This is a genomic window from Trinickia sp. Y13, assembly GCF_029522115.1.
Classification (GTDB): domain Bacteria; phylum Pseudomonadota; class Gammaproteobacteria; order Burkholderiales; family Burkholderiaceae; genus Trinickia.
On sequence record NZ_JAKWFK010000018.1, the window covers coordinates 43,411 to 66,513 of the forward strand.

The 23,103-nt window shown below is 62.3% G+C and carries 19 protein-coding genes and 1 pseudogene; 7 read left to right on the plus strand and 13 right to left on the minus strand.

Annotated features, from left to right (window positions below; all coding sequences use genetic code 11):
• Positions 1-189: 189 nt before the first annotated feature.
• From MMB74_RS24060 to MMB74_RS24075, 4 genes are read left to right on the plus strand one after another with little or no spacing between them, the layout of a single operon-like run.
• On the plus strand, positions 190-495 hold the full coding sequence (locus MMB74_RS24060; protein WP_277431171.1) for a hypothetical protein: 306 nt from the start codon (positions 190-192) through the stop codon (positions 493-495).
• The gene (locus MMB74_RS24065) at positions 492-1,766 is read left to right on the plus strand and encodes a ferric reductase-like transmembrane domain-containing protein (RefSeq protein ID WP_277431172.1); all 1,275 of its coding nucleotides are present in this window, start codon (positions 492-494) and stop codon (positions 1,764-1,766) included. Before MMB74_RS24060 ends, MMB74_RS24065 begins: the two co-directional genes overlap by 4 nt.
• On the plus strand, positions 1,766-2,134 hold the full coding sequence (locus MMB74_RS24070; protein ID WP_277431173.1) for a cytochrome b5-like heme/steroid binding domain-containing protein: 369 nt from the start codon (positions 1,766-1,768) through the stop codon (positions 2,132-2,134). Before MMB74_RS24065 ends, MMB74_RS24070 begins: the two co-directional genes overlap by 1 nt.
• Positions 2,131-2,646, plus strand: a complete 516-nt coding sequence (locus tag MMB74_RS24075) for a DUF2127 domain-containing protein (protein WP_277431174.1) — start codon at positions 2,131-2,133, stop codon at positions 2,644-2,646. Before MMB74_RS24070 ends, MMB74_RS24075 begins: the two co-directional genes overlap by 4 nt.
• Before the next feature lie 146 nt (positions 2,647-2,792).
• On the opposite strand, the gene MMB74_RS24080 is transcribed toward MMB74_RS24075, so the two are convergent.
• The 4 genes from MMB74_RS24080 to MMB74_RS24095 form a co-directional block, all read right to left on the minus strand.
• A complete protein-coding gene (locus MMB74_RS24080) occupies positions 2,793-3,899 on the minus strand; it encodes an ArsO family NAD(P)H-dependent flavin-containing monooxygenase (protein ID WP_277431175.1) in 1,107 nt (368 codons plus the stop codon).
• 81 nt (positions 3,900-3,980) lie between these two features.
• The gene (locus tag MMB74_RS24085) at positions 3,981-4,592 is read right to left on the minus strand and encodes a YajG family lipoprotein (protein WP_277431176.1); all 612 of its coding nucleotides are present in this window, start codon (positions 4,590-4,592) and stop codon (positions 3,981-3,983) included.
• Between the two features lie 422 nt (positions 4,593-5,014).
• Positions 5,015-5,581: a lipocalin family protein gene (locus MMB74_RS24090; protein WP_277431177.1), complete on the minus strand. Its 567-nt coding sequence runs from the start codon at positions 5,579-5,581 to the stop codon at positions 5,015-5,017.
• A gap of 34 nt (positions 5,582-5,615) precedes the next feature.
• A complete protein-coding gene (locus MMB74_RS24095) occupies positions 5,616-6,635 on the minus strand; it encodes a MerR family transcriptional regulator (RefSeq protein ID WP_277431178.1) in 1,020 nt (339 codons plus the stop codon).
• A 294-nt stretch (positions 6,636-6,929) separates the two neighbouring features.
• On the opposite strand from MMB74_RS24095, the gene MMB74_RS24100 reads away from it, so the two are divergent.
• Positions 6,930-8,420 (plus strand): deoxyribodipyrimidine photo-lyase, encoded by a 1,491-nt coding sequence (locus MMB74_RS24100; protein ID WP_277431179.1) that lies wholly within the window; start codon positions 6,930-6,932, stop codon positions 8,418-8,420.
• A 179-nt stretch (positions 8,421-8,599) separates the two neighbouring features.
• Here MMB74_RS24100 and MMB74_RS24105 read toward each other — a convergent pair whose 3' ends face one another.
• A complete protein-coding gene (locus MMB74_RS24105; RefSeq protein WP_277431203.1) occupies positions 8,600-9,493 on the minus strand; it encodes a LysR substrate-binding domain-containing protein in 894 nt (297 codons plus the stop codon).
• 97 nt (positions 9,494-9,590) lie between these two features.
• On the opposite strand from MMB74_RS24105, the gene MMB74_RS24110 reads away from it, so the two are divergent.
• Together MMB74_RS24110 and MMB74_RS24115 are read left to right on the plus strand one after the other, a co-directional pair.
• Positions 9,591-11,177 carry an NADH-quinone oxidoreductase subunit L gene (locus MMB74_RS24110; RefSeq protein WP_277431180.1) on the plus strand — a complete coding sequence of 529 codons (1,587 nt, stop codon included), beginning with the start codon at positions 9,591-9,593 and terminating at the stop codon, positions 11,175-11,177.
• 28 nt (positions 11,178-11,205) lie between these two features.
• On the plus strand, positions 11,206-13,779 hold the full coding sequence (locus MMB74_RS24115; protein ID WP_277431181.1) for a DUF2309 domain-containing protein: 2,574 nt from the start codon (positions 11,206-11,208) through the stop codon (positions 13,777-13,779).
• Between the two features lie 207 nt (positions 13,780-13,986).
• Here MMB74_RS24115 and MMB74_RS24120 read toward each other — a convergent pair whose 3' ends face one another.
• The 8 genes and pseudogenes from MMB74_RS24120 to MMB74_RS24155 form a co-directional block, all read right to left on the minus strand.
• On the minus strand, positions 13,987-15,105 hold the full coding sequence (locus MMB74_RS24120) for a porin (RefSeq protein WP_277431182.1): 1,119 nt from the start codon (positions 15,103-15,105) through the stop codon (positions 13,987-13,989).
• A gap of 248 nt (positions 15,106-15,353) precedes the next feature.
• The gene (locus MMB74_RS24125; RefSeq protein WP_277431183.1) at positions 15,354-16,901 is read right to left on the minus strand and encodes a tripartite tricarboxylate transporter permease; all 1,548 of its coding nucleotides are present in this window, start codon (positions 16,899-16,901) and stop codon (positions 15,354-15,356) included.
• 2 nt (positions 16,902-16,903) lie between these two features.
• Entirely contained in the window at positions 16,904-17,362 is a 459-nt protein-coding gene (locus tag MMB74_RS24130; protein ID WP_277431184.1) for a tripartite tricarboxylate transporter TctB family protein, read from the minus strand.
• A 152-nt stretch (positions 17,363-17,514) separates the two neighbouring features.
• Positions 17,515-18,855 carry an MmgE/PrpD family protein gene (locus MMB74_RS24135; RefSeq protein ID WP_277431185.1) on the minus strand — a complete coding sequence of 447 codons (1,341 nt, stop codon included), beginning with the start codon at positions 18,853-18,855 and terminating at the stop codon, positions 17,515-17,517.
• Positions 18,856-18,949: 94 nt separating this feature from the next.
• Positions 18,950-19,069, minus strand: a pseudogene (locus tag MMB74_RS24140) (hypothetical protein); the annotation flags it as partial.
• A gap of 26 nt (positions 19,070-19,095) precedes the next feature.
• Entirely contained in the window at positions 19,096-21,180 is a 2,085-nt protein-coding gene (locus tag MMB74_RS24145; RefSeq protein ID WP_277431186.1) for an acetate--CoA ligase family protein, read from the minus strand.
• A gap of 5 nt (positions 21,181-21,185) precedes the next feature.
• A complete protein-coding gene (locus MMB74_RS24150; RefSeq protein WP_277431187.1) occupies positions 21,186-21,977 on the minus strand; it encodes an enoyl-CoA hydratase/isomerase family protein in 792 nt (263 codons plus the stop codon).
• Positions 21,978-22,000: 23 nt separating this feature from the next.
• The gene (locus MMB74_RS24155; protein WP_277431188.1) at positions 22,001-22,978 is read right to left on the minus strand and encodes a tripartite tricarboxylate transporter substrate binding protein; all 978 of its coding nucleotides are present in this window, start codon (positions 22,976-22,978) and stop codon (positions 22,001-22,003) included.
• Between the last annotated feature and the right edge of the window lie 125 nt (positions 22,979-23,103).

Consider the following 23,103-nt stretch of genomic DNA (forward strand, 5'->3'; position numbering starts at 1 on the left):
TAGAACCGATATTTCCTACTGTGGCGCAAGAAGGGCGCCCCACCGCCGAAACGCGCGCAGACCCTGATTTGAATCAACGTAGTGCAGGGCTCGATGAGCTAGCCTGAGAGTCGCGTCCGGCCGCCACCCACACGAAATCGCCGGCACCAAAGGCGTGTCCGGCAACCCGTGCCGTATCGAGTCCATCGCATGAAGAAGCGCCTCCTCGCCCGCATCTTATTCGTCATTCTGCTTGGCGCCACGCTTTCCACCACAATGGCGGGACCCTGGCACGCAGCGTCGCCCAACACCTATGGCTGGCGGCTCATGACGCCGGAAGAACGAGAGGAACATCAGCGCCGCATGCGCAGCTTCAGCTCGTACGAGGCGTGCAAGGCCTATCAAGCCGAGCATCACGCCCTCATGGCCGAGCGCGCGCGACAGGCAGGCGTGCCGCTCAAGCCTCACGCGGACTCCGGCTGCGAACGGTTGCGCGCGCAAGGCCGATTCCAATGAGCTCGCACGCTATCGAACACTGGCAACGGCGCGTGACGGTACCCGCGGTTCTTGTGGCGTCAACCCTACTGCTTGCGTGGTGGGCGTTTCCAGGCGGCCTGCCCCCGTGGCGCAGCATCGGCATCGTCAGCGCCTGGATCGGCACCGGCCTGCTCACCACCACCACGGTTCTCATGGTGCGCGAGCCGCATCTCACCCATGCGCTGGGCGGACTCGAGCACTGCTACCGCTGGCATCATCGCGCCGGTGTCGCCGCCTATTTCGCGCTGCTGGCGCACCCGCTCGCCCTAGCCATGGACGGCGTTGCGGAATCGCCGCATGTAGCGTGGGAGTCGCTTGCTCCCTGGCTGCAGGCGTGGCCTGTTTGGCTCGGTTGGTGCGCGCTCGTTCTGTTGATGATCGGCCTGGCTACCACTTTCGCTCCGCAGTTGTCATACCGTCGCTGGCGTGGCCTCCACACGTTGCTGGGGGTCGGGACCTTGCTCGCCTTTTCTCACGTCGGCGTACTCCTCGGACATACTGCGCCGTCACTTGGCATACTGGGCCTTGGCGTGTTTGCCCTCGCTTGGCGCGTAGTAGTAAGCAATCTCGGCCTCGCCGCGCGACCCTATCGAGTGACGGCTGTGACACATCCGACAGGGGCGACGATCGAAGCCACCGTCTCGCCTTGCGCCACCCCGCTTGCCGTCGCACCCGGCCAGTTCGTGCTTGCGGCCTTTGGTGACGGCCCACACTTCCATGGCTGCGGCGAGTACCATCCGTTCACTGTGAGCCGAATCGAAGCAGCACACCAGCTGCGGCTCACCGTCAAGGCACTTGGCCAGTGTTCACAACGCCTGCAAACGCTCGAACCGGGGGTGCTGGTCCGCTTGCAGGGGCCCTTCGGCAGTTTTCTGTCTGACATCGCGGACGGTCCCGAGTTGTGGATCGCAGGCGGTATCGGGGTCACGCCGTTCATCGCAACGCTGCGCGCGCAGCCGCGCAACCAGCCCACGACGCTGATCTACCTTTACCGAGCTGCCGCAGACGCGGCCTTTCTCGACGAACTCTCCCAGCTCGCCGCGAACGATTCGAAGTTCGAACTCCTAGCCCAAGCGACAGGCGATCTCCCTCCAAACCCGGAACCGCTCCTGGCGAAGGTGACGCACCTGCCCGACCGTCGGGTTTATCTTTGCGGACCGCCGGCGATGGTCGACACGCTGGTGCAGAAGCTCCTGGAGCTCAGAGTCTCGCCCCGGTCCATTCACTACGAGCATTTCGACTTCCGCTGATGATGCGCAATTTCTTCATTTTTTCGACGGTCACGTTTTGGCTCGCCGTCGCGGTGTTTTGGGCCGCCGACGTCTGGCTTCCTGACGAAGCGCCCCGCCCCGACTCGGTGGCGGCGAATAAAACGTGGACACTCGTTGAGATTTCCCAGCACGACACAGCCGAGGACTGCTGGATGGCAATTGACGGAGCCGTGTACAACCTCACCGCTTACCTGCCGGAGCACCCGTCCAATCCCGCCGTCATCTTGCCGTGGTGCGGCAAGGAAGCGACCGAGGCTTACCATACGAAGACCAAGGGTCGGCCGCACTCTTCCCGTGCCGATCAAATGCTATCGACGTATCTCATCGGAACGCTTATCCGTCCGTGAATAGTGCTAAAACGTTTCTCGACGAAAAGACGCTTCACCTTGCGTTCGAGTTGAGCTTGTGGTGCAAGGGGGCTTTTGCGCTGTTGGAAATCATCGCTGGGTTGGCCGCGTACTTCGTGCCGCCGCAGCGATTGCTGACGCTTGTCCTTTGGGTCACCAAGGACGAATTCGTCGAGGATCCGCGGGATCTCGTCGCCAATCTTCTCCTGAGCACGGTTCAACACCTTCCCGCCAGCGCCGAAAAGTTCGCAGCGATCTATCTGCTGGGGCATGGCGTGATAAAGCTGTGGTTGATCGCGGGCCTGCTGCAAAAGAGGCTTTGGCTTTACCCCGCGGCAATGTCTATCTTCGGCTTGTTTATCGTCTACCAGCTTTATCGATACACGTTTACACACTCGGTTTGGCTCCTGCTCATCACGGCATTGGATGTCCTCGTTATCGTGCTCACGTGGCACGAGTACCGACATATCAAGCGTGAACGGCGCGCTGGAAGATCGGGGCCGCTTCTATGAATTTCGCCGTCCTTCGCTTCCATCCTCCGACTCACGCCGTCACGACGCCCGCCACGCCTCGGGTATCGCGCTAGCGCTGCAGATGCGGTAGATACCCGTACGGGGCACGGTGCGTCGGGCCGAAGCGATCTACCGTGCGCCTGCGATCACGGCGTTGAGCGGCCCGACATAGGCAACGCAGGGGCAGCGCCCATGCGGGCTGCCCCCAGCAGTTGCGCGATCTCCTGCGCCGTGTCTCGGGCACCGCGCATCACGCCGATTAGGGTGGCCGACGCGGCGCCACACCATTCGCCGTAGCCCACGAGCCACAAGCGCGGCTCGTCCCTGGCCCGGGTTCCATCGGTCGTCGGCACGCCATCGACGTTTCGGATTTGCAGCGGCTCAAGGTGGTGCAGTGCGGGGCGAAACCCGGTACACCAGATCACAACGTCCACGCGGGAATGTCCACCGTCATCCCACACCACACCGTCTACATCGAAACTGACAAACGGGCGCCTGGCATGCAACACGTCTCGCGTACGCGCCTCTTGCACGGGCGGCACCATGACGATGTCACCCAAACCGCCTACCGGAACCGGTGGCGTCCGTCCGTCGCGCAACGCCTTCCACCTCTGCGTCGCGCGCTCGAACAGTACTTGACCATCCACGTCGTCCGGAAGAAACACGGGCTCATGCATCGTCACCCATGTAGCGTTGCACACCTTGGAAATTTCCGCCAAGATTTGCGCACCGGAGTTGCCGCCACCGACCACCAGCACCTCCTGCCCGCGCAGCTCCTCTGCATTCCGATATTCCGCCGAGTGAATCTGGCGACCACGAAAGAGTTCGCGGCCGGGGTAGCTGGGGATGTACGGCTCACTCCAGGTGCCGGTTGCGCTAACGACGGCCTTGGCTAGCCATTGTCCGCGGTCGGTCGTGACAACTAGTCCTTCCTCTACACGTGAAACCGATTCAACGTGTACGGGACGCTCGATCGGAATCTGATAGCGCGCTTCATACTTCGCCAGATAGTCGATTACCTCATTGCGCGAAGGGTACTCGTCCTTCGACGCTGGCATCTGCCAGCCCGGCAGCGAACTCCATTGCGCCGGCGAGAACAGGTGCAGTGAGTCCCACGTATGCCGCCATGCGCCCCCCGGTGCGCTCTGGTCATCCAATACGACATACGCGATCGCCGCACGGCGAAGGAAGTACGCGGTGGCGAGCCCAGCCTGACCACCCCCGATCACCACGACATCAATCTGCGTGAGCATAAGCGACTGTCCCGTCCGTTCACTCGAATCTTGGTGGCATTTTGCTGGCGCCCTCGGGCATCACGCTTCGAATCGGCGAACCTATTTTTCGGCAGCAAGGGTCTTATTCAAATCCGAAATAAATTTCTGCAGGGAAGCCTGCAAGGCCAGCGCCAAAGATCGGGAATACGATTCGCTCGTCGCCGCAACGGCCAAGCCGGCAGACCCTTCCCCCGCATAGTGCCTATTGAGCAACTCTTTTCCGTCTCTATTCAAGCGAATGACGAGCGAAACCTGCCCGGTGTAGCTCATATACATATCGCAAAAGACGTTTAGTACCTCTCCCGACACGATCACGCTTGCGCTCGGCGCATTTTCGCCTGGTTTCGCTTCGATGACGCTATACCCGTTGCTCTCTAGTTCCGCCCGCACCGCGCGAGTCACCCAGTTCGATACGCTGTTGCTCGGTATCACGTCGGCCATCCGCATTCCAAACGCATTTCTTGTCGTGCCGACGGTCTTTGTGTTCGATCGCTCGTCCGCAAAAGGTTTGAGAAAGATTTGCACATTGCGCGAGGGCGGCGTTTCGGCCGCATGAGCGACCGACGTCCGATCGGCACTGCTCGCGGGCGGATAGCTAAGAGTCGGGTTGCGAGTTCCGAGCACGCACCCACTCAAGACGAAGGCAGACGCAAATGCCGTAAAGACCACCATACAGCGAAGACTGCTACCCATGGCGCCACCTCAATCGAGTTTGCGGGTGTGCCGGAGCCGATCGCCGACCAACGCGCGCTTAGGCTGAATGCGATTCGTCGCAGCCTCGCGCTAACGCTACGCCCAACGAGTGCGAACGCGTTGACGCACGTCAACGAACTTCCCGCAGCACAGCAGCACACATCCATTCACCGAGCTCGCGCGTATATGTGAAGTAGTGGCCTTCGCTCTTTTTCACCGAGAGTTGGTGACAGCCGGCCGGTTTCGCATTCGCCGCCTTATATCGCGACCGATGAGAAGAGGGGCTGCCCGCGCGCGAGGTATTGGAAGCTGTAGTTGACTAAGCGCTGCCGCGTACGACCTCGAGAAAGCTTCGCCCGGCACCGCAGGAACATTGAAGCCGGCAGCGCCCATGCGCTGTCTCATTGCACCGTACGCCGCAACATGGTCACGTCGTACCCAAGCGCCCGAGCCCGGTCGTAGAGCGCCTGCGCTTGCGCATCCGTCGGCCGCGCGGCACGCGTCAAAATCCAAAGGAAGCGCCCCGACGGCTCACCCACGATCGACCAAGAGTAATCGTCGGCATGATCAAGCACCCAGTAGTTGCCAATGAAAAAAGGACCGAAAAACGAGACCTTCAGCTTGGCTCCTTCGGTGCCCGACACCACCTTTGCGCGGCCGACCGAGGCGCGTTCGCGCCCGCCAACTCCCCGTTCGTGGCATGTATTGCGCACGGAGATGAGTCCATCCTCGGCGACAGCGTATTCGGCGGTCACCGCCTCGCATCCGCGCTCGAAGCGGTTTTCGTAGCGAGCAAATTCGTACCACTTGCCCGAGTAACGGGCAATGTCGACAGGCTTTGCCGGCTGGGGAACGCTCGAATTTCCCACCTTACCACCGGCCAAATAAGCGCAACCGCCCAACAAAGCGCAAACCGCTAGCGCGCCAGATACGATCACCAGCGCACGATTCAGCACCGACCAATGCATAGGACCCCCAAGGAATTCTGCGTCGACGCAACCTCTACTCGTGCTCTTGCGCGCCCAACACGCGTACCAGCGCAGATTCGAGCATGGCTCTGGCGCGGTTCGTGACATCGCCCAGATGTCGATGAAGCGCGGCATCATCGACCGATCTCGACATGCAATCGTTGCTGTAACGCTCGAACGCGTCGAGTCGCATGATCAACTCGCCCAGGTGCTGGGGACACTCGCACTGAACAATCGCCGAACGCGACATCAAGCGCTCCAACTCCTCGTCGCCAAAGCGGCGAGGGACGCGAGCGCCGATCGCATCGGCGCCAGTCGCATCCATCGCTGCGACACCCGCCTGCAAGTCCTCCGCGAGTTGCCGGCTCTCCACCGCGGTGAGCGGCGCCCGGTACAGCCGCACCCCCGCCAAAAGCAGTGTCTCCGTGGGTTCGGCGTTGCCGTAGGCATACGATACAGCCGCGATTCGCGCATGCAGACGGCCTCGCATCTCGAGCATTTGCGCCGCCACATCGCGCGTTAGCGCAAGCACGTCGACCACCAAAGCATCGACCTCCTCGCCTCTGTCGGCCGCGGCCCCTGCCTCGCCGAGACTCGCCAATTCGAGCAAGTCGACGTGCTCGGCGCGCCCAGTTTGCGCAAACGAGAGCGCGAGCCGACGCTGCACCCCGGCTCCCACCGCTGCGATCCGGACGACTCGCTCGGTCGCGCCATCTTTTGCTCGCGGTTCCGATGCAATGGGTTCCGAACGCACCTGCAACAGTGACTCGAGCTGCTCGCGCGGCAGACGCGCGATCGAGCCGATCGAGTGTCCTTGCCTGACCAGCGCCTTGAGCAGGACCAGCCGGCGCACATCCTCCTCAGAGTAGAGCCGCTGGCCCGCCTCGCTTTTCATGGGACTGATGACGTCGTAGCGTCGCTCCCACATGCGCAGCGTGGTGGGCGGCATTTTCGCCCGCCGCGCAGCCTCGCCGCTTCGATAGCGATGCTCGTCGCTCGGCTGCACCTTCAGACCTCTCGGCTCGGCTGCCGCCCTGGCGGCGTTTTTCTTCATGCGCTTCCTCTTGTCAATGGGTTTGACGCGAACCACGAAACGACATTGTATCGACTTCCTGATTCACCACAAGCGCCATCGTACAATAGCAGCGCTCGCCAGGCTCCTGGTTTCGGTTCACAGCCCATCAGAACCGAGTGCAAAATAAAGACCTCCCCTGTCGCATGACGTACGGCGTACGGCGTAGTGCGCATCACAGCATTCGCCACCAACATCGTTTCATTAAGGCATCATAAATGCGAATTCAGGCACAAACGCGGTACACTTTCGTTTCATCGCCATAGATTCAAGACAATGAGAGATCGCCCACCACCCCATCCGAACCAACCGATCGTCGTTTGGTTCCGCGACGACCAACGGCTGGCCGATAATCCCGCTCTTGCTCGCGCGGCATCGAGCGGATACCCCGTTGTCTGCGTGTACGTTCACGACCCGGAGCCGCGGCACGGCCGCACCCTCGGCGCGGCCGTGCGCTGGTGGCTTCACGAGTCACTGCGTGAACTGGACGGTACGCTGCGATCGCTTGGCGGGGGGCTCGTCTTGCTTCGCGGGGAAGAACAAGAAGCAATCCTAGCGTTCGTGAAGGCGATCCGACCCGTCGAGGTTTGTTGGAACCGCCGCTACTCCCTCGCTCAGCGGCAGACCGATGCTTCGATCAAATCAGCTCTCGAAGCAAGGGCAGTTTCGGTATCGACGTTCAATGGACACCTGCTGCGCGAGCCATGGAAAGTCGCCACGCGAAATGGCGAGCCTTTTCAGGTGTTCGGCGCCTACTGGCGCGCGGCGCGTCAAGACATCTGTCCCGAGCCGCCTCGTCCTTCGCCCGACGCCCTACGATTCTTTCGCGTGCCCGAAAGCGCCCGCGCGCAAGCGGTAGGCCTTGCCGATCTGAAGCTTCAGCCCGATACGCCAGACTGGGCAGCCGGATTGCGAGAAACCTGGAAATGTGGGGAAAACGGCGCACAGGAAAGGTTGCGGCACTTTGTTGCCCAGGAATTGGACGGCTACGCAACGAATCGGGATGCGATGGCGCGCGACGCAACGAGCAAGATGTCGCCTTACCTTCGCTTCGGCAACCTGTCGGTGCGGCAAATTTGGTATGCCGCACTGGCGGCCGCGCAGGCGGAGCCCCTCGCCAGCGAGCACTTGCGCAAGTTTCAAGACGAACTCGGCTGGCGCGAGTTTTCCTACCATCTGCTCTACCATTTCCCGCCGCTGCATCAAGAGAACTTCAGACGGCAGTTCGACGCGATGCCGTGGCGAGCCGATAAGCAAGCGCTTCGCGCATGGCAGCGCGGCATGACGGGGTACCCGATCGTCGACGCGGGCATGCGCCAGTTGTGGCGCACCGGCTGGATGCATAACCGAGCGCGCATGGTGACCGCTTCGTTTCTCGTCAAACATTTGCTGATCGACTGGCGCGAAGGCGAGTCATGGTTCTGGGACACGCTCGTCGACGCAGACGAAGCCAACAATCCGGCTGGCTGGCAATGGGTCGCCGGCAGCGGAGCCGATGCGGCGCCGTACTTCCGAATCTTCAATCCGGTGTTGCAAGGCCGGAAGTTCGATCCGCAAGGGAACTACGTGCGGCACTGGTTGCCCGAGATTCACCGCTTGCCCGCCGCTTCGATACACGCGCCGTGGCAGGCGGCGCCCGACCAGCTTGCGGCCGCCTCGGTACGATTGGGCGAGACCTATCCGCGGCCGATCGTCGATCATCAGCAAGCTCGCACACGCGCGCTCGATGCCTTCGAGACATTGCGCCGCCAACACCGCGATCGCTGAAACGGCGATCTGTTTCCGGACCGACTCACGCCCAGGCGCTTCATCGCGTACATGATGACGACGCGTCACCTCGCGCCGTCTAAATGCAATCGTCCAATTGTTCGCCGCGGGAAACAAACAAGCCTTCGAACGGTTCGATGGGCTCAAGACTTCACAGTCGTTGCCCCTGAGCGGGACGGTCAACGCGCCGGGGCTGCCCCCGCAATCAGACGGTCCAGCCATTCGGTTCGCTGGCGGCGCGGTGTCGTAATCGCGTAGAAGCGTTCTTGCAAGTCTGCGGATTGCCCCACTATCACCAGGCTCCCGGACCGAATCTCGTCCTGTACCACGACCTCAGGCAACACGGCGAGCCAGCCGCTGTCGCGCGCGATGAGCCGCAGCATCGCCATATCGTCGACTTCGGCCCGCACCCGCGGTTTCACTCCGGCGGAAAGACACATGGCATCGAACTGAGCTCTAAAGACGTTCCGAGGACCAGGCAGCGCAATATCGGCGCCATCGAGGTCGTAGGGAACACGCAGGGTGCGTTGCGACCACGCCTTGGCCGGGCCGACGAGCGAGATCGCTTGGCTGCCTAAAAAGCGAGATTGCAAAGGGCGGTCAGGGTCGGACGGCACCGGCTGATTGGCGAGAACCACGTCGAGTTTGTGCTCAAGCAGGCGGTCCAGCAATCCTTCGAGCAAACCCGACTCCAACGTCAACAGCACCCCGGGGTCCATGAGCAGCGGGCGAATCCAGTTCTCCTGGTAGTTGCGCGACATGGTGGCGACGCTACCCACTCGCATCCGCACCATCCCCTCGCGTTGCCCATGAACGTGTCCGAGCATCTCCTGCCCGAGCCCGAAGATGTCTTCGGCATACGAAAAAACGAGTTGTCCGGTATGCGTTGGGCTGAGGCGCCGGCGTTCTCGTTCGAACAGCGGCTCGCCCAGCCGATCCTCCAATTGCCTGATCTGCGCGGACAGAGCGGACTGAGATACGTGCAACTCGTTGGCCGCACGCGTCAGATGGCCCGTCTTCGCCACTCTCCAGAAATAGAAGAGGTGGCGAAAGTTCAGTTGGTCCAAGTCAATCATTCTGTTTTATAGATCAAATGGTTCCAATCAATGAATTTTACAGAACGTACAATGAAGCGCAACATCGTGACACTCCGTCACCCTCCACTGGATCATGAAGATTGCGAACCTGATGGCGCTCGCGTGCGCGCTTACGCCAATTGGCCTGATGTCGATGGCCGCCCTCTCCGCTCTCGTCGGGGTGCGAAACCCAACCACGCAGTGGAAGCGATTTGCTTTCCTCGCCCAGTTGGGACTATTGGCAGCGCTGTCGACCGTCGTGCTGCAGTTTCTATCGCCACACGTCGTGCCGGCTCAACTGTCGCGCTGGGTTGCCGTTGAACCGTTCGGCGCCTGCGTGGCCCTCCTGGTTCAACTCCTCGCCACCGTCATTGGCGTGTTCTCGTCGCGCTACCTGGACGGCGAAGACGATCAGCAGCGCTATATCGCAGCGCTCGCCAGTGTGCTGGCCTGCGTTCATCTCCTGCTGCTTGCAAACCACTGGCTGGTGCTTATCGTCTCGTGGTCGCTCGCCGGTTCTGCTTTGCGGCGCCTGCTATGTTTTTATCGCGATCGGCCGCTTGCGATGCTGGCAGCACACAAGAAGCGCGTGGCAGACCGGCTCGCCGACATGTTCCTGCTAGCCGCGGCCACGCTCGCATGGTCGACGGTAGGCAGCGGTTCCTTCTCGGATCTGTGGCTGCATCTTGCGCGCGACGGCGCTTCGCTCCCACTGCAAATGAGCGCGGTCTGCCTCGCATTGGCGGCCGTTTTCCGGACAGCCTTGCTACCGATGCACGGGTGGCTGATTCAGGTCATGGAAGCGCCGACCCCAGTGTCCGCACTACTACACGCGGGTGTCGTCAATCTGGGCGGCTATGTGCTGATCAGGTTCGCTCCGCTGCTTCAACATGCACCGACAGCGTGTTGGCTCCTGGTGGCCCTCGGGCTCGGGACCGCCGTGCTAGCGGGGCTGGTGCTCCTCACCCGAACCAGCATCAAAGTTCGGCTCGCTTGGTCGACCGTGGCGCAGATGGGATTCATGTTGCTCGAATGCGGATTGGGCCTCTACACGATGGCGGCGCTCCATCTCATCGGCCACTCGCTGTACAAGGCTCACGCTTTCCTCTCCGCTTCGACGATCGTGCGCGAGAGCAAACTGAAGACGATGCGTGGCAAGACGTCGTTCTCGCGGACGAGCTTGATGGCGGCGCCCGCCTTCGCCGCATCGAGCGTCGCCGCGGTCCAGTTCTTCGTCGGGCATCTTGCGTGGCCGTGGTGGTGGAGCGGCGCGCTGGCGCTGGCCTGGGCTCCCCTCTTTTGGCTACCCGCCCTGCGCCAAGACGGCGCGACCGCGGCCTTATGGCGCGCACTGTTCGGATGGAGTATCGCCGCCGCCCTGACGACGATCACCGCTATTGGACATGCGCTGCCGCTTGGCGTCTCCGATGCGCCAAACGATGCTGCAGGCGTCGTCGCGTTGGGAGGCGTGGCGGTCATGTACCTGTCTCTCGTTGCCTTGCAGGTGTGCCCCGGACGGCTGAATACCTGGCGACGCTGGAGCTATGCGGGGTTCTACATCGACGAATTCTGCACGCGCCTCGCTCTGCGCTTTTGGCCGACGCGTTGGGCTTCCGGCCCGATAGCAGCAGCGCGCGAGCACACGATGAAAGGTTCGATGGTCGCGGTGGCGGCCGAGTGAAAGACGACATTGAGCATTGGGAAATCATATGGAAGCCTTGGGATTGCGCGATGACCTTTCGCGCCACAACCCGGAAGAATCGTGGGTCGACCGTCATGCGCCCGCGGGCGTGCCCGGACACGAATTGACTGCTCAAATCGAGGCCGCTTGCGAACGCGCATGCGGGTCGATTGCGCCTGCGTGGCCGCTAGATCGCGCCATTGCCGTCAATCCGCATTGGGCACGGACAGGTCGGCCGGTGCGGCTCGTCGCGGCACGCATGGCCGTCCTGGGGGGCATTCGGTTGTTTCCGTCTCGCCGCTACATTGCGGATGCGTGGAGCAAAGAGCGCATCGCACACGCGGATCTTGCCTATGCCCTCGCTTCGCTGCCGGCTGCGCGCGCGAACGCGTTGACGGCAAAACAGTGCATCGACGCATTGGACTGCGACGACAATCCGCCGCGTTTGCCGCTTCTAATCGACGTGCTGGATGACGCCCCCACGCGCGACAATTGCTTAACTTACAGGCAGGCGGTGACGCATCAGATCGGTCAAACGTGCGCCGCCTACTTCGATGACAGCCAGGCGGAGTGGCAGCCCGATCGATCTGGCGGGCTCTATGCCTTTTGGCGCAACACGATCACGCACGATCATGGCATCGGAACACTGATGGGAATACCCGAGCTCGGCAAGTGGCTAGACAAGATTCCCGTCGACCGCCGCCAAGCTGAAACGTGGGTCTTGCAGCGCGTGGGCTTGCCGCCCGAGGTGTGGGCCGATTATTTGGAAGCCGTCCTGCTCACCGTCAACGGTTGGGCTTCATGGTGCGCCTATCTTGGCTGGCAGGCCAAGTTGGCCGGCGAAACCGACCCGCATTTGCGGGACTTGCTGGCCATTCGCCTGGCTTGGGGCGTGATCTTGCTCGAAAGCAAAGGGGCCTCGAATGCTCGCCGGGCGTTTTCGGCATTGCAGGCCCAGTGGCGCGACGCTGCCGCGGTGCTACGGCACGCGCAAGAGATGCTGGTTATCGACGAGGTTTGGCAGGTGGCCCTCGAAACCGGCTATCAACGGCAACTCGCACGTAAGCTCAGCATGACATCCTCGTCTCGCGCGACAGCGGTCCCCAGCCATTCGATCGAAGTGCAGGCGGCCTTTTGTATCGACGTCCGCAGCGAACGGATGCGCCGCGCCATAGAGGCCGTGTGGCCAGCCGTGCAAACGGTCGGTTTCGCGGGCTTCTTCGGCCTACCCGTTGCCTACGCGCCGCTTGGCGCGTCGGCGTCGAGACCTCAACTGCCAGCGCTGCTCGCGCCTTCACTGGCGTTGACCGATCGCATCATTGCGTCTGACGCCGATCGGGCGGAAGGCGATGCGACCCTGCGCGACAGAGCGCGTCGAGGCAGAAGACGTCGATTTGCGCTTTCGGAGCAGGGGCAAGCACTCGGCCGCTGGCCCAACGCCGCGTTTTCGTTTGTCGAGGCAGCTGGGCTGGGATATGCCGGAAAACTTGCACAATGGTTCGCCCCCTCAGACGACCCGCGGGGGCGAGACGATTTGACGGGACTACCTGCACGTTACAGAGCAATCTGCCGCCCAACGCTCGGCGATTTGGATATCGACACGAAGGTCGAGCTCGCGGCGCGCGTGCTCCATGCGATCGGGCTGGACCGGCATCTGGCGCCTCTCGTGCTGTTCGTCGGCCACGGCAGTCAAAGCAGCAACAATGCCCACGCGGCGTCATTGGATTGCGGCGCCTGCTGCGGTCAGACGGGCGAAGTGAACGCGCGCGCGTTGGCGCTACTGCTCAACGATGCTGCCGTTCGCGAGGGACTCAAGCGCAGCGGCATTGCCATCCCGCACGAAACCGTCTTCGTGGCCGCCCTGCACAACACCACCACCGATGAAGTCGAGGGCTTCGACCTGGATTTGTTGTCGCCAGTTGCCCTCGAGCGCTGGAACCGCATGCAGCGCGTTTTTGCTCAAGCTGGCGACCAGGTTCGCCGCGAGCGCGCCGCCAGTCTCGATATCGATCCTCGAACTGCGGGCGCCCAACTGCTCACGCTGCTGCGCCGTCGAGCCAACGATGGCGCACAGACACGGCCGGAGTGGGGGCTTGCCGGTAATGCCGCATGCATCATCGCACCACGCCATCGCACCTATGGCGCGACTTTGGACGGACGTTGTTTCTTGCACGACTACGACCCGAACCGTGACCCGGACGGTAGCTTGCTGGAATCGTTGATGACAGGGCCGCTGCTCGTGGCTCACTGGATCAACTGGCAGTATCACGCGTCGACATGCGACCCGGTGCATCTGGGCAGCGGGAACAAGGTCCTGCATAACGTCGTGGGGGGGCGGATCGGCGTGTTCGAGGGCAACGGCGGCGACCTCCGAATCGGGCTGGCCCGCCAGTCGGTACACGATGGAAGGCGCTGGGTACATGAGCCGCTTCGAATGACCGCGATTATCGACGCTTCGGAAAATGCAATCGAGTGCGTGCTGCACGAGCGCGAGGCGCTGCACCGCCTCGTCGAAAACGGCTGGTTGCATTTATGGCGGTTCGATCGCTCGAACATGGCCCGCTACGTCGACGGTAGATGGCATGCGCTGACGCTGGGCTGAGACGGCCACGGGCCGAGGCATGGCGAGCCGATGAACCCGGCGTTTCGCTATCCGCAATCCACGCCGTCTCTCGTCCGCCGTCCGCCGTCCGACACGTTCGGCGGGCGGACATCGGGGCAATAGGAGGGAGTGTAGAGCGGCCCGAGTTCGTCGGCGCAAAACACGGGCTCTCTGCGTTCCATCCAGCGTCGTCGACCAACGACGACGTCAGAACCTGTGACGCATACCGATCACGACAGCCGTTTGCGCCGAGCCGCTAGCGGTCCCGCCTGCGGCATTGATGGAGGCGTGCAGATTGCCGGACGTCTTTTGATAGAACACATTTGCATACAGGTCCGTGCGTTTCGACAATAAATAGTCCGCACCGGCACTGGTTTGCAGATAGTGCCCGGAATCACCCGCCTGACTGACGCCGGTATACGATTCCGCCAGCGCCAGCACGACCGTAGGCGTCAACCGATACGAAACGCTACCGTCGAAGTTATGGAAGTGAATGGACCCACGCGTGGCCGTCAGCGGCGTCGACGAGTCGGTGTAGAGGGAACCCGTGTACAAGAGCCTCACGGTTGCCGGCCCGTACACATACGATCCGGCTGCGCCCCATTGATCGACTCGCGAGCCACTGATAAGCGGATCGGACACCCCGCTCGAAGAGGGGTTGCCCACCACCGCCCCACCGATGGCGCCGGGACTCTGCATGCGGGCATAGCCGGCTCCGAATTTCAAAGGCCCGTTCACATAAGTCGCGCCGACACTATAGGAGCGATTATTCGCGAAGTTCGTCGAATTTGAAAAGGCGTACATCGCCTCTGCCTGGAAGCCGGAAATGACACGTGACGAAAATTTGATCGAATTGTCGGTGCGAAACGTATTATCCAGATTGTCATTGTCGAATGGATGTGTGGCCAATTGCGCGAGCGACCATCCGGCCGCCGCGAATGGCTCGACGAAATCTTGCATCGCATTGTATTGGCGGCCCATCGTCAGGGCGCCGAACTCGGCGCTGGAAAGACCGACAAAGGCTTGCCGGCCAAACAGGCGCCCGCCTTGGCCAAAGGTACCGTTGTTGATGCCAAATCCGTTTTCGAGTTGAAATATCGCTTTCAGCCCCCCGCCTAAGTCCTCGCTGCCCTTGAAGCCCCAGCGCGAGCCGGATGCGTTTCCACTGGCCAATTGCCAGAGCGACTTGCCGCCTTTAGGCGTGTTCACGTTGCTGGTGTATAAGACGCCGGCGTCGGCAATGCCATAAAGCGTGACGGTACTCTGTGCCTTGGCAATCCCAGCAAATGTGCTCAGCGCAGCGAGTGTGATAAGCGTTTTCTTCATCAAGCGATCTCCAAATATCGACTATCGATAGTGTTTTTTGTATGAAACAACGGCCTAACCGAAAACATGCAAACGACGTCATTCCCTCCTTTTTAAAACGAAGCTCGAAATGGGCGGATCGCGCGCGCGCCATCGCTGCGCCGCGGCCTACGCGGCGCATGTCATTCAGATGTGTTTCTCGTCAGGGGGTGCGTTCAGGCCGCTATGCGTGAAGCTAGCGACGCGTGGATTTCAGCCGCAGGCGGCCATCATTCTTGCCCGTTCGTGAGCCTGTATTGCGCGCGTGCTCGCAGTCGCATGAACAGAGAATCCGATCCCCATATGAGAAAGGACCCGACCTGCCAGCCCGGGATGATCGCCGCCAATCCGAGGACGGTTGCGCTGATGGGACGATGCAGAAACACGCCAAGATCGCCGTGCGAGAGCAAGAGCGCGCGACGGACGTTCGATTCCAGCATCGGGCCGAGCACGAAGCCGAGAAGGATCGGCGCGACCGGAAAATCCAGCGCCATGAACAATGCTCCAACGACACCGAACGCCGCCACCGATGCAACGTCGAACAAATCGTTGCGCATGCTGTACACGCCCACGCACACGAAGAACACAGCGGCCGGATAGAGGATCCGATACGGCACTTGGAGCATCTTGACCCACACTCCGATGAGCGGCACGTTAAGAATCATCAAGATCAAATTGCCGATCCAAAAGCTCGCAATCAATCCCCAAAAGATGTCGCGGTGATCGATGATCAGCAGCGGCCCCGGCTGTATACCCTTCAAGATCAATGCGCCCATGATGAGCGCCATGACTGCATCCCCGGGGATACCGAGTGTCATCGTAGGGATGAAGTCCACTTGCGTCTTGGAATGCGATGCGGCCTCGGGACTCGCCACCCCTTCGATTGCGCCCTTGCCGAACCTGCTCGGATCTTTTGCGATCTTCCGTTCGAATGCGTAGGCGATGAACGTCGTGATCGTCGGCCCGGTACCGGGCATGCCTCCGAACAGCACCCCGATCAACGTGCCGCGAAGTGTCGGAGCCACCGCCTTGCGCAAGTCGGCCAGCGATGGCCGCATGTCGCGCGCGCGCACTTTCGGCCTCGCTTCGACGATCTTTTCCCGGTTGACGTGCATCAGGAAGTCGGCGATCGCGAACACGCCCATGCATATCGCCCCGAGTTCCACGCCGTCGTACAGCGATGCGACGCCAAAGGTGAACCGGAAGGTACCCGTGATCAGGTCGGTGCCAACCGTGCCGCACAGCAGCCCGAACAGTGTGGTCGCGATGCCTTTGAGCGGTGAGCCTCGAGACATCGTCGATCCTGCGATCAGGCCCAACACCATGATCGACGCGATCTCTGTCGGTCCAAACTTGAAAGCTACCCTGACCAGCAACGGAGACATGAAGATCATGACCAAGATGCCGATGCTGGCGGCGAAGAACGACGAGAGCATTGCGACACCCAATGCGGCGCCGCCCTTACCCGCGCGCGTAAGCGGATAGCCGTCGATGCAAGTGACCGCATGCGGTGGATGGCTCGGCAAATTCAGCAGAATGGCCCCGATCGCGCCTCCGTATTGCGATCCGTAGAAGATGCCCGCGAGCATGATGATGGCCGGCACCGACGCCATGAAATACGTCAGCGGCAATAAGATCGAGATGGCCGTGATCGGCCCCATTCCGGGCAACACACCGATCAAGTTACCCAGCAATACGCCGACAACTGCCCACATGAGGTGCGACGGCTGCAAAGCAACACCAAATCCGTAAAGCAGATCCATGATGGTCTGGTGCATGATCACCACTCCCAGCTAAACGCCGGCAGCTGCAGATGCAGCCCCCAGATGAATACGACATAGCAGAAGAGCGTGAGCACACCGGCCATCGCCAGTACGTCGCGCAAGCTGTTGCGGCGATCCGCGAAACCCGCGATGGCAACGGCGGAGAACGTCGCGGGCAGCAAGCCGAGATGCGCCGCGGCGGCGACGAAGGCGAGCACCGACAGCAGAACCAGAGCGGCGCCGCGCCACGCCGCGGCCGACGGCCTAGTCAGCACGGCGGCATCTTTCGAAGTCACGGCAATCAACGCGCCAACGATCAGCAGAAGCACGCCGAGCGCAGCGGGAAAGAATCCCGGCCCCATCTGCCCCAGGGTGCCGATGCCGTAGCTTCGGCTTTGGTAGCAGACGGCGCCCCCCAACACCACCAGTAGCAAACCGGCCCAAATGTCCCGCTTGTTCCAAGCGTTCGCAGTCATCTTTGTCTCCACTCTCTCTTATATCTCGGTCGAACCAGCGCTCGATCCCATTCACTCCGGCACATCGTCAAGCTCGAATCCGACGTGCCTATCCGTGTTCGTCGTTCGGCGCACCCGGCTATCGACGCGTCGCCGTTGGCGCCCAACCGACATCACGGCCGACCTAGACCCAGCACGTCGGATCTGAGTTCCAGGCGCCACAGTTGCGCAAGCAATTCTCGCGCGGGCGTTTCACCAACGACGGGGGCCACCAATTCGATGAACTTCGCGTTCAGTTCGTCATCGCGGAGCGGCAACTCTGGATCGCCTTTGCGATGGCGCTGAAGATGCACGAGACGCGTCCCGTCGGTCAGCGTCAACGTGACCCTCGCTGATCGCTCCCGTGGAAAGGCATCGTCCAATTCCGGATCCACAGCGACTTGCGTGCATGCCATCAACCGACGCACGACGGGATCGGCCATCCGCGCAGGCGTGTAGGCTTGCTGACGTAAGCTGCCATCTACGAGCGCGGTCGCAACCACATAGCGCATACTGAAGCGGGCCTCGTTCGCCGTCTCGGGTAACACGTGGCAGGCGATGTCGAGGGCGGGACGGTAAGTCTCGATGGCGATGCCGCTAATGTCCTCGATGGCGAACGGGTGAGCGCGGCGCAATTCCAACGCGGCATCGACCGCCGCAAAAGTGTGGCCGCACCCGACATGATTCTTGACCGTGAGCCGCGCGATATGAAAGTCGCGGCCCAAAGTGCAGGCGACGTGGGACCAATCGGCTTCGTCGCTCATCGCTACCCCGAACCCGCTATCGCCCTCGAGCACGTCCGCACCTCCGGTGACGCCCGCAGCCGCGAGTTGCGCCGCCAAACATCCGCCTTCGGCGGCTCGGCCGGTATGGAGCGGCTTGGACATCGAATCCGTTCTGAATGCCTGCTGCAAACCAGCCGCGAAGGTCGCCGCAGTCGCCAGCGCATGCGCGTGGCCGGCTTCGTCGAGCCCCAGAACGACGCCAGCGGCCGCGGCCGCGCCAAACGTTCCGACCGTGCCGCTGTTGTGCCAGTAAAGGTAGTGAGATCGGCCCAGCGCAACGCCGATCCGAGTCGAGATCTCATACCCCGCAATGACACCGCGCAGGAACCGCAGGCCACTGCAACCCGCCTGCTGTGCGGCAGCGAGCGCAGCAGCCACCGTCGCGGCGCCGGGGTGGTACATCGCGTCTCGGAAGCTGTCGTCGACCTCGGCCGCGTGCGCAGCGGCGCCGTGGATCAAAGCGGCCGCGCGGGGCGTCGCGGCCCCACCTCGCAACAAAGTAGCGGCCCCGTGGCCCAGATCGTCGGCCAAGACTCGCTCGAGCATCGGCACCGGCGATACGCTCAAACCCGCAAACGCCGAGGCGAACCAATCGACGACCGCTCGCTTCGCGTGGTGAAGCACCTCCTCGGGAGGGGGCGCCTTCTGCAATGAAGCGGCGTAGCGCGCCAGAGCTTGTGTCACGTACATATCAACCTACTCCCGCCAATCGTGGTGCAACTGCCCCACCACTGCAATACCGCTGCGCCGCTGCGCGTTCGGCGATCCACCGAATGCGCACGCATCAGACGCGCTCCAATACGACCGCCACGCCCTGGCCAACTCCGATGCACATCGTGCACAACGCATAGCGTCCACGAATGCGATGCAGTTGATTGATCGCGGTCGTTGCGAGGCGCTGGCCGATACGCGCCACGCCCCTTCACACGATCAGTCTTGCAAGATGGCTACGCCATCGACCGCGCGTACACCCTGCCCCATCGGCAGGACGATCACCGGATTGATCTCGGCCACGAGCAAGCGCTCGCCCAACTGCGCCACCATTCGAGAAAATCCCACTACCGTGGCGACTAGCGCCTCGACATCGGCCTTCTCGGCTCCGCGATAGCCGTCTAGGAGGGGCCACGTCTTCAGTTCGAGCAACATGGCCCGGGCATCCTCCGGTCGCAAGCCACCTTGCGGCGGCAGCAAACGCAGCGTGGTGTCCTGCAGCAGTTCGGCGCCAGTTCCCCCGGCACCGAGCAAAATCGCCGTACCGAGCGAATCACGATGCATACCGAGAATCAATTCGACACCGCCCGTCACCATCTCCTGGACGAGAAAGCGGTCGGGACGGAAGCCGGCCTTTCGAGCGACTTCTTCGCACATCGCTTCCAGGCGCGCGCCGATATTCGTTGCGTCAAGGTTGAGCGCTACGCCACCGACATCGCTCTTATGCGTGGTTTCGGAAGCCAAAAGCTTGAGTGCCACGCGCCGCCCAAGCGACACCGCTGCCGCCTCGGCCTCTTGCGCGTCGCGAACCACGGCTTCGCGCGGCGCGCCAATACCGAACCGCGAGAACAGCGCCTTGGCCTTCGCTTCGTCGAGCGCGCCTATCGGCAGATCGCTCAAGTCGACCGGCTCGATCGGCGGCTCGTCGCCTGCATCTTTCCACTGCCCGTGCTGCCACATGGCGCCGAGCACGGCAGCACACCCTTGCGCGGTGGTGAGCGCGGGAACGCCTCGGTTGTTGAGCAGCGCGCGGATTTCCGGTGCATACGGGCTGACGTAGGCCAAGACCGGCTTATCGGACGCATCCATGCAATCTTGGATCGCGCCGACGACTAGCTCCGGCATCGAGAGCGCCGACGACCCGACGATGGAGATGAGCGCGTCGTAGCCGGCACTTTCCAGCAGCGCGCGAATCGCTCCACGCAATAGATCGGGACGCAGGCCTGCCAACGTCACGTCGATAGGGTTCCGATCCAGCACCGCATGATCCCCCGTCTGCAACGCACGCAGCGCATGAGCCGTGGTTTCGTCCGGAGCGGGCGTTTCGAAAACGCCCAGCCCGAGCTCATCGGACACGAGCGTCCCGGCTCCGCCCGTCGAGGTCAGGACCGCAATGCGCCGGCCATGCAATCGTCGTCCCGTCGCCAAAGCGGAAGACACGTCGAGCAAGTCGTCGAAGCTTTGTGCCCGAATGACGCCGACCTGCTTGAATAGCGCATCGTACATTCGGTCCGCACCGGCCATGGCACCGGTGTGGGATACGGCGGCTTTCGCGCCCGCCTCGGAACGCCCGACCTTGAACGCGACGATCGGCTTGCCGGCACGCGCTGCGCGTAGCGCCGCCATCCTGAATTTGACGGGATTGCGCACGGTCTCCATGTACAGTGCGATCACCCTCGTGGCGCTGTCGTCCACCAGATGATCGACGAAGTCCGCTAGTTCGAGATCGGCTTCGTTGCTGGTGGAAATGAGTTTCGATACCCCGATGCCGCGTGCCGACGCTCTCGACAGAAACGCACCCAGGATCCCGCCGCTTTGCGAAACCACGCCGACGGACCCGACCGGAAAACGCTCCATCTCCAGCGCCCCCGTGGCCGACAGCACAATGCCGTCGGTCAGGTTGACGAGGCCGATCGTGTTCGGCCCGAGCAAGCGCATCGGACCCGCCGCATCGATCAGCTCCTTCTGGCGGCGCTCGCCCTCACCGCCGATTTCCTTGTAGCCGCTGGCAAGCACGATTGCCGCCGCCGTGCCGCGCCGCGAGAGATCCCGCACTGCCTCGTGTGCACGCTCGGCTCCGAGCAAGACGATGCCTACATCCGGCACCGCGGGCAGCGCGTCGACACTTTGGTAGCAGGGCAAATCGCCAATGGCGCTGACCTTGGGATTGACCGGATAGATATCGCCGGCGAAATGGTGTTTGAGCAAATAGGAGACCGGACGGCCCGCGGTTTTTGCAGGATCGGCGGATGCGCCGATGACAGCGACGCTACGGGGCTTCAACAAGCGATGAATGACATCCATGTCGGTCATCCCTGCGCTGCGGATTTGGAAAGGAACGCCTGCACCGCCTCATGGTGCTCGGTGCTCGTGTAGCACATGCCCTGCGCCTGGCTGCCCTGAGCGAAGATCTCATACACGGACGATTCGTACGTTTTGTTGAGAATGCCCTTGGCCAACGCGAGAGCGGTCGGAGATGCCGCACTCAGTTCGCTCGCCCATTCGCGGGCGTCCGCCAATAAATCGCCCGATGTAGCGAGACGATCGGCAATGCCCAACCGCAGTGCCTCGTCGCACGAAACCTTGCGCCCAGTAAAGACGAGTTCCTTGGCTTTCGAGGGTCCTACCCGGCGCGGCAGAAAGTACATGCCGCCGCCGTCCGGGATGATCCCGCGAAGCACGTATGACCATGTGAAGCTCGCATATTCGCTGGCGATGATGAAATCGCAGGCCAGCGCGACATCCGCGCCGAGGCCCGCCGCCGCGCCATTGACCGCCGCGATGGTCGGCTTCGGCATCGAGTACAAGAGCGTCTGCGTGCGATGCACGCGTTGCTGACGATGCCAGCCGTTGAAGGCCACCTCACCCGGCGGCGCGCTCATCCGCCGCTGCATCCCGGCGATATCCCCGCCCGCACAAAATGCCTTCCCGGCGCCAGTGAGGACGAGGGCCCGGATGCGCTTGTCGCTCGCAACGATTTCGAGCGCGTCGATGAATTCAGTGCGCATCTCGTCGCTCATGGCATTTCGCCTGTCGGGACGATTGAATGTGATCGTGGCGACCGACGCCTCGCACTGATAGTCGATGAGTTCGTAGTTCATGAGGTGCCCGGCGCTGACCGCCGTTAGTTGGTTTCGATATGGTTTTCGACGATGACCTTGTGCCACCGCGCTTGCTCGGCCTGCACGAAGTCTTGGAGCGCTTGGGGCGTGCTCGCTGTCACGGTCAACCCCTCATGCTTGATTTTTTCCGCGAATGCGGGTGTCTGCGTCGCCTGTACCGCTGCACTGCGCAGCTTGTCGATGACCGCCGGTGGCGTTCCGGCTGGGGCGAATAGGCCATACCAAGCTTCGATCGAATAGCCGGGGACGGTTTGGGCCACGGTGGGAACGCCGGGGAAAGCCGGCGACGGCTCGGGGGACGTGACCGCCAGAGCACGCAGCTTGCCGGACTTGATCAGATCGGAAACCGCGGCCGCCGTACCGAACATCATTTGCACGTGACCGCCGAGCAGATCCGTCAGTGCAGGACCGGCTCCCTTGAACGGCACTTGCGTTAGAGTGACCTTGGCCAGGTTCTCGAGCAGTTCTCCCGCCATGTCGGCCGACGTGCCGATCCCTTGCGTAGCGAACGTCAAGTTGCCGGGATGCGCGCGGGCAGCATCGACGATGTCTTTCACCGATTTGAATGGGCTGTTTGCAGGAACCACCAGAACGGTCGGGCCCCGCGCAATCAGCGAAACGGCTGCGAACCCTTTGTCGGTCGAATAGGGCAACTGCTTGTGCAGACTGGGATTGACGACGAACGCGAACGTGTGCATCACGAGCGTGTAGCCATCCGGCTTGCTGCGCGCGACCTCGTTGGCGCCGATGATGGTGCCCGCGCCGGGACGATTATCGATGACGACGGGCTGCCCGAGCGTGCTCGCCATGCCGACGCTTAGCGCCCGCGATATCAGGTCGGTGCCGCCGCCAGGCGCGAACGGTACGACGATGTGAACCGGCTGGTCGGGGAAGGCCGCCTGCGCGGCGGGCGCCGCGATACAGGTTGAAGCCACCACGATCCCCAAGCCGATGAGGCCCTTGCGCACGACAGCCAGCATGTTCGTCTCCTGAATACGATTCGATCTTATGCCCCGCCACTCCGGCTGCGACGCATGCGTCGCCCGTTCGATCAGGGTGTAGCCAGTCTAGTGGGGAGTCGTCCCAAATCCGATAGCGGATTTTC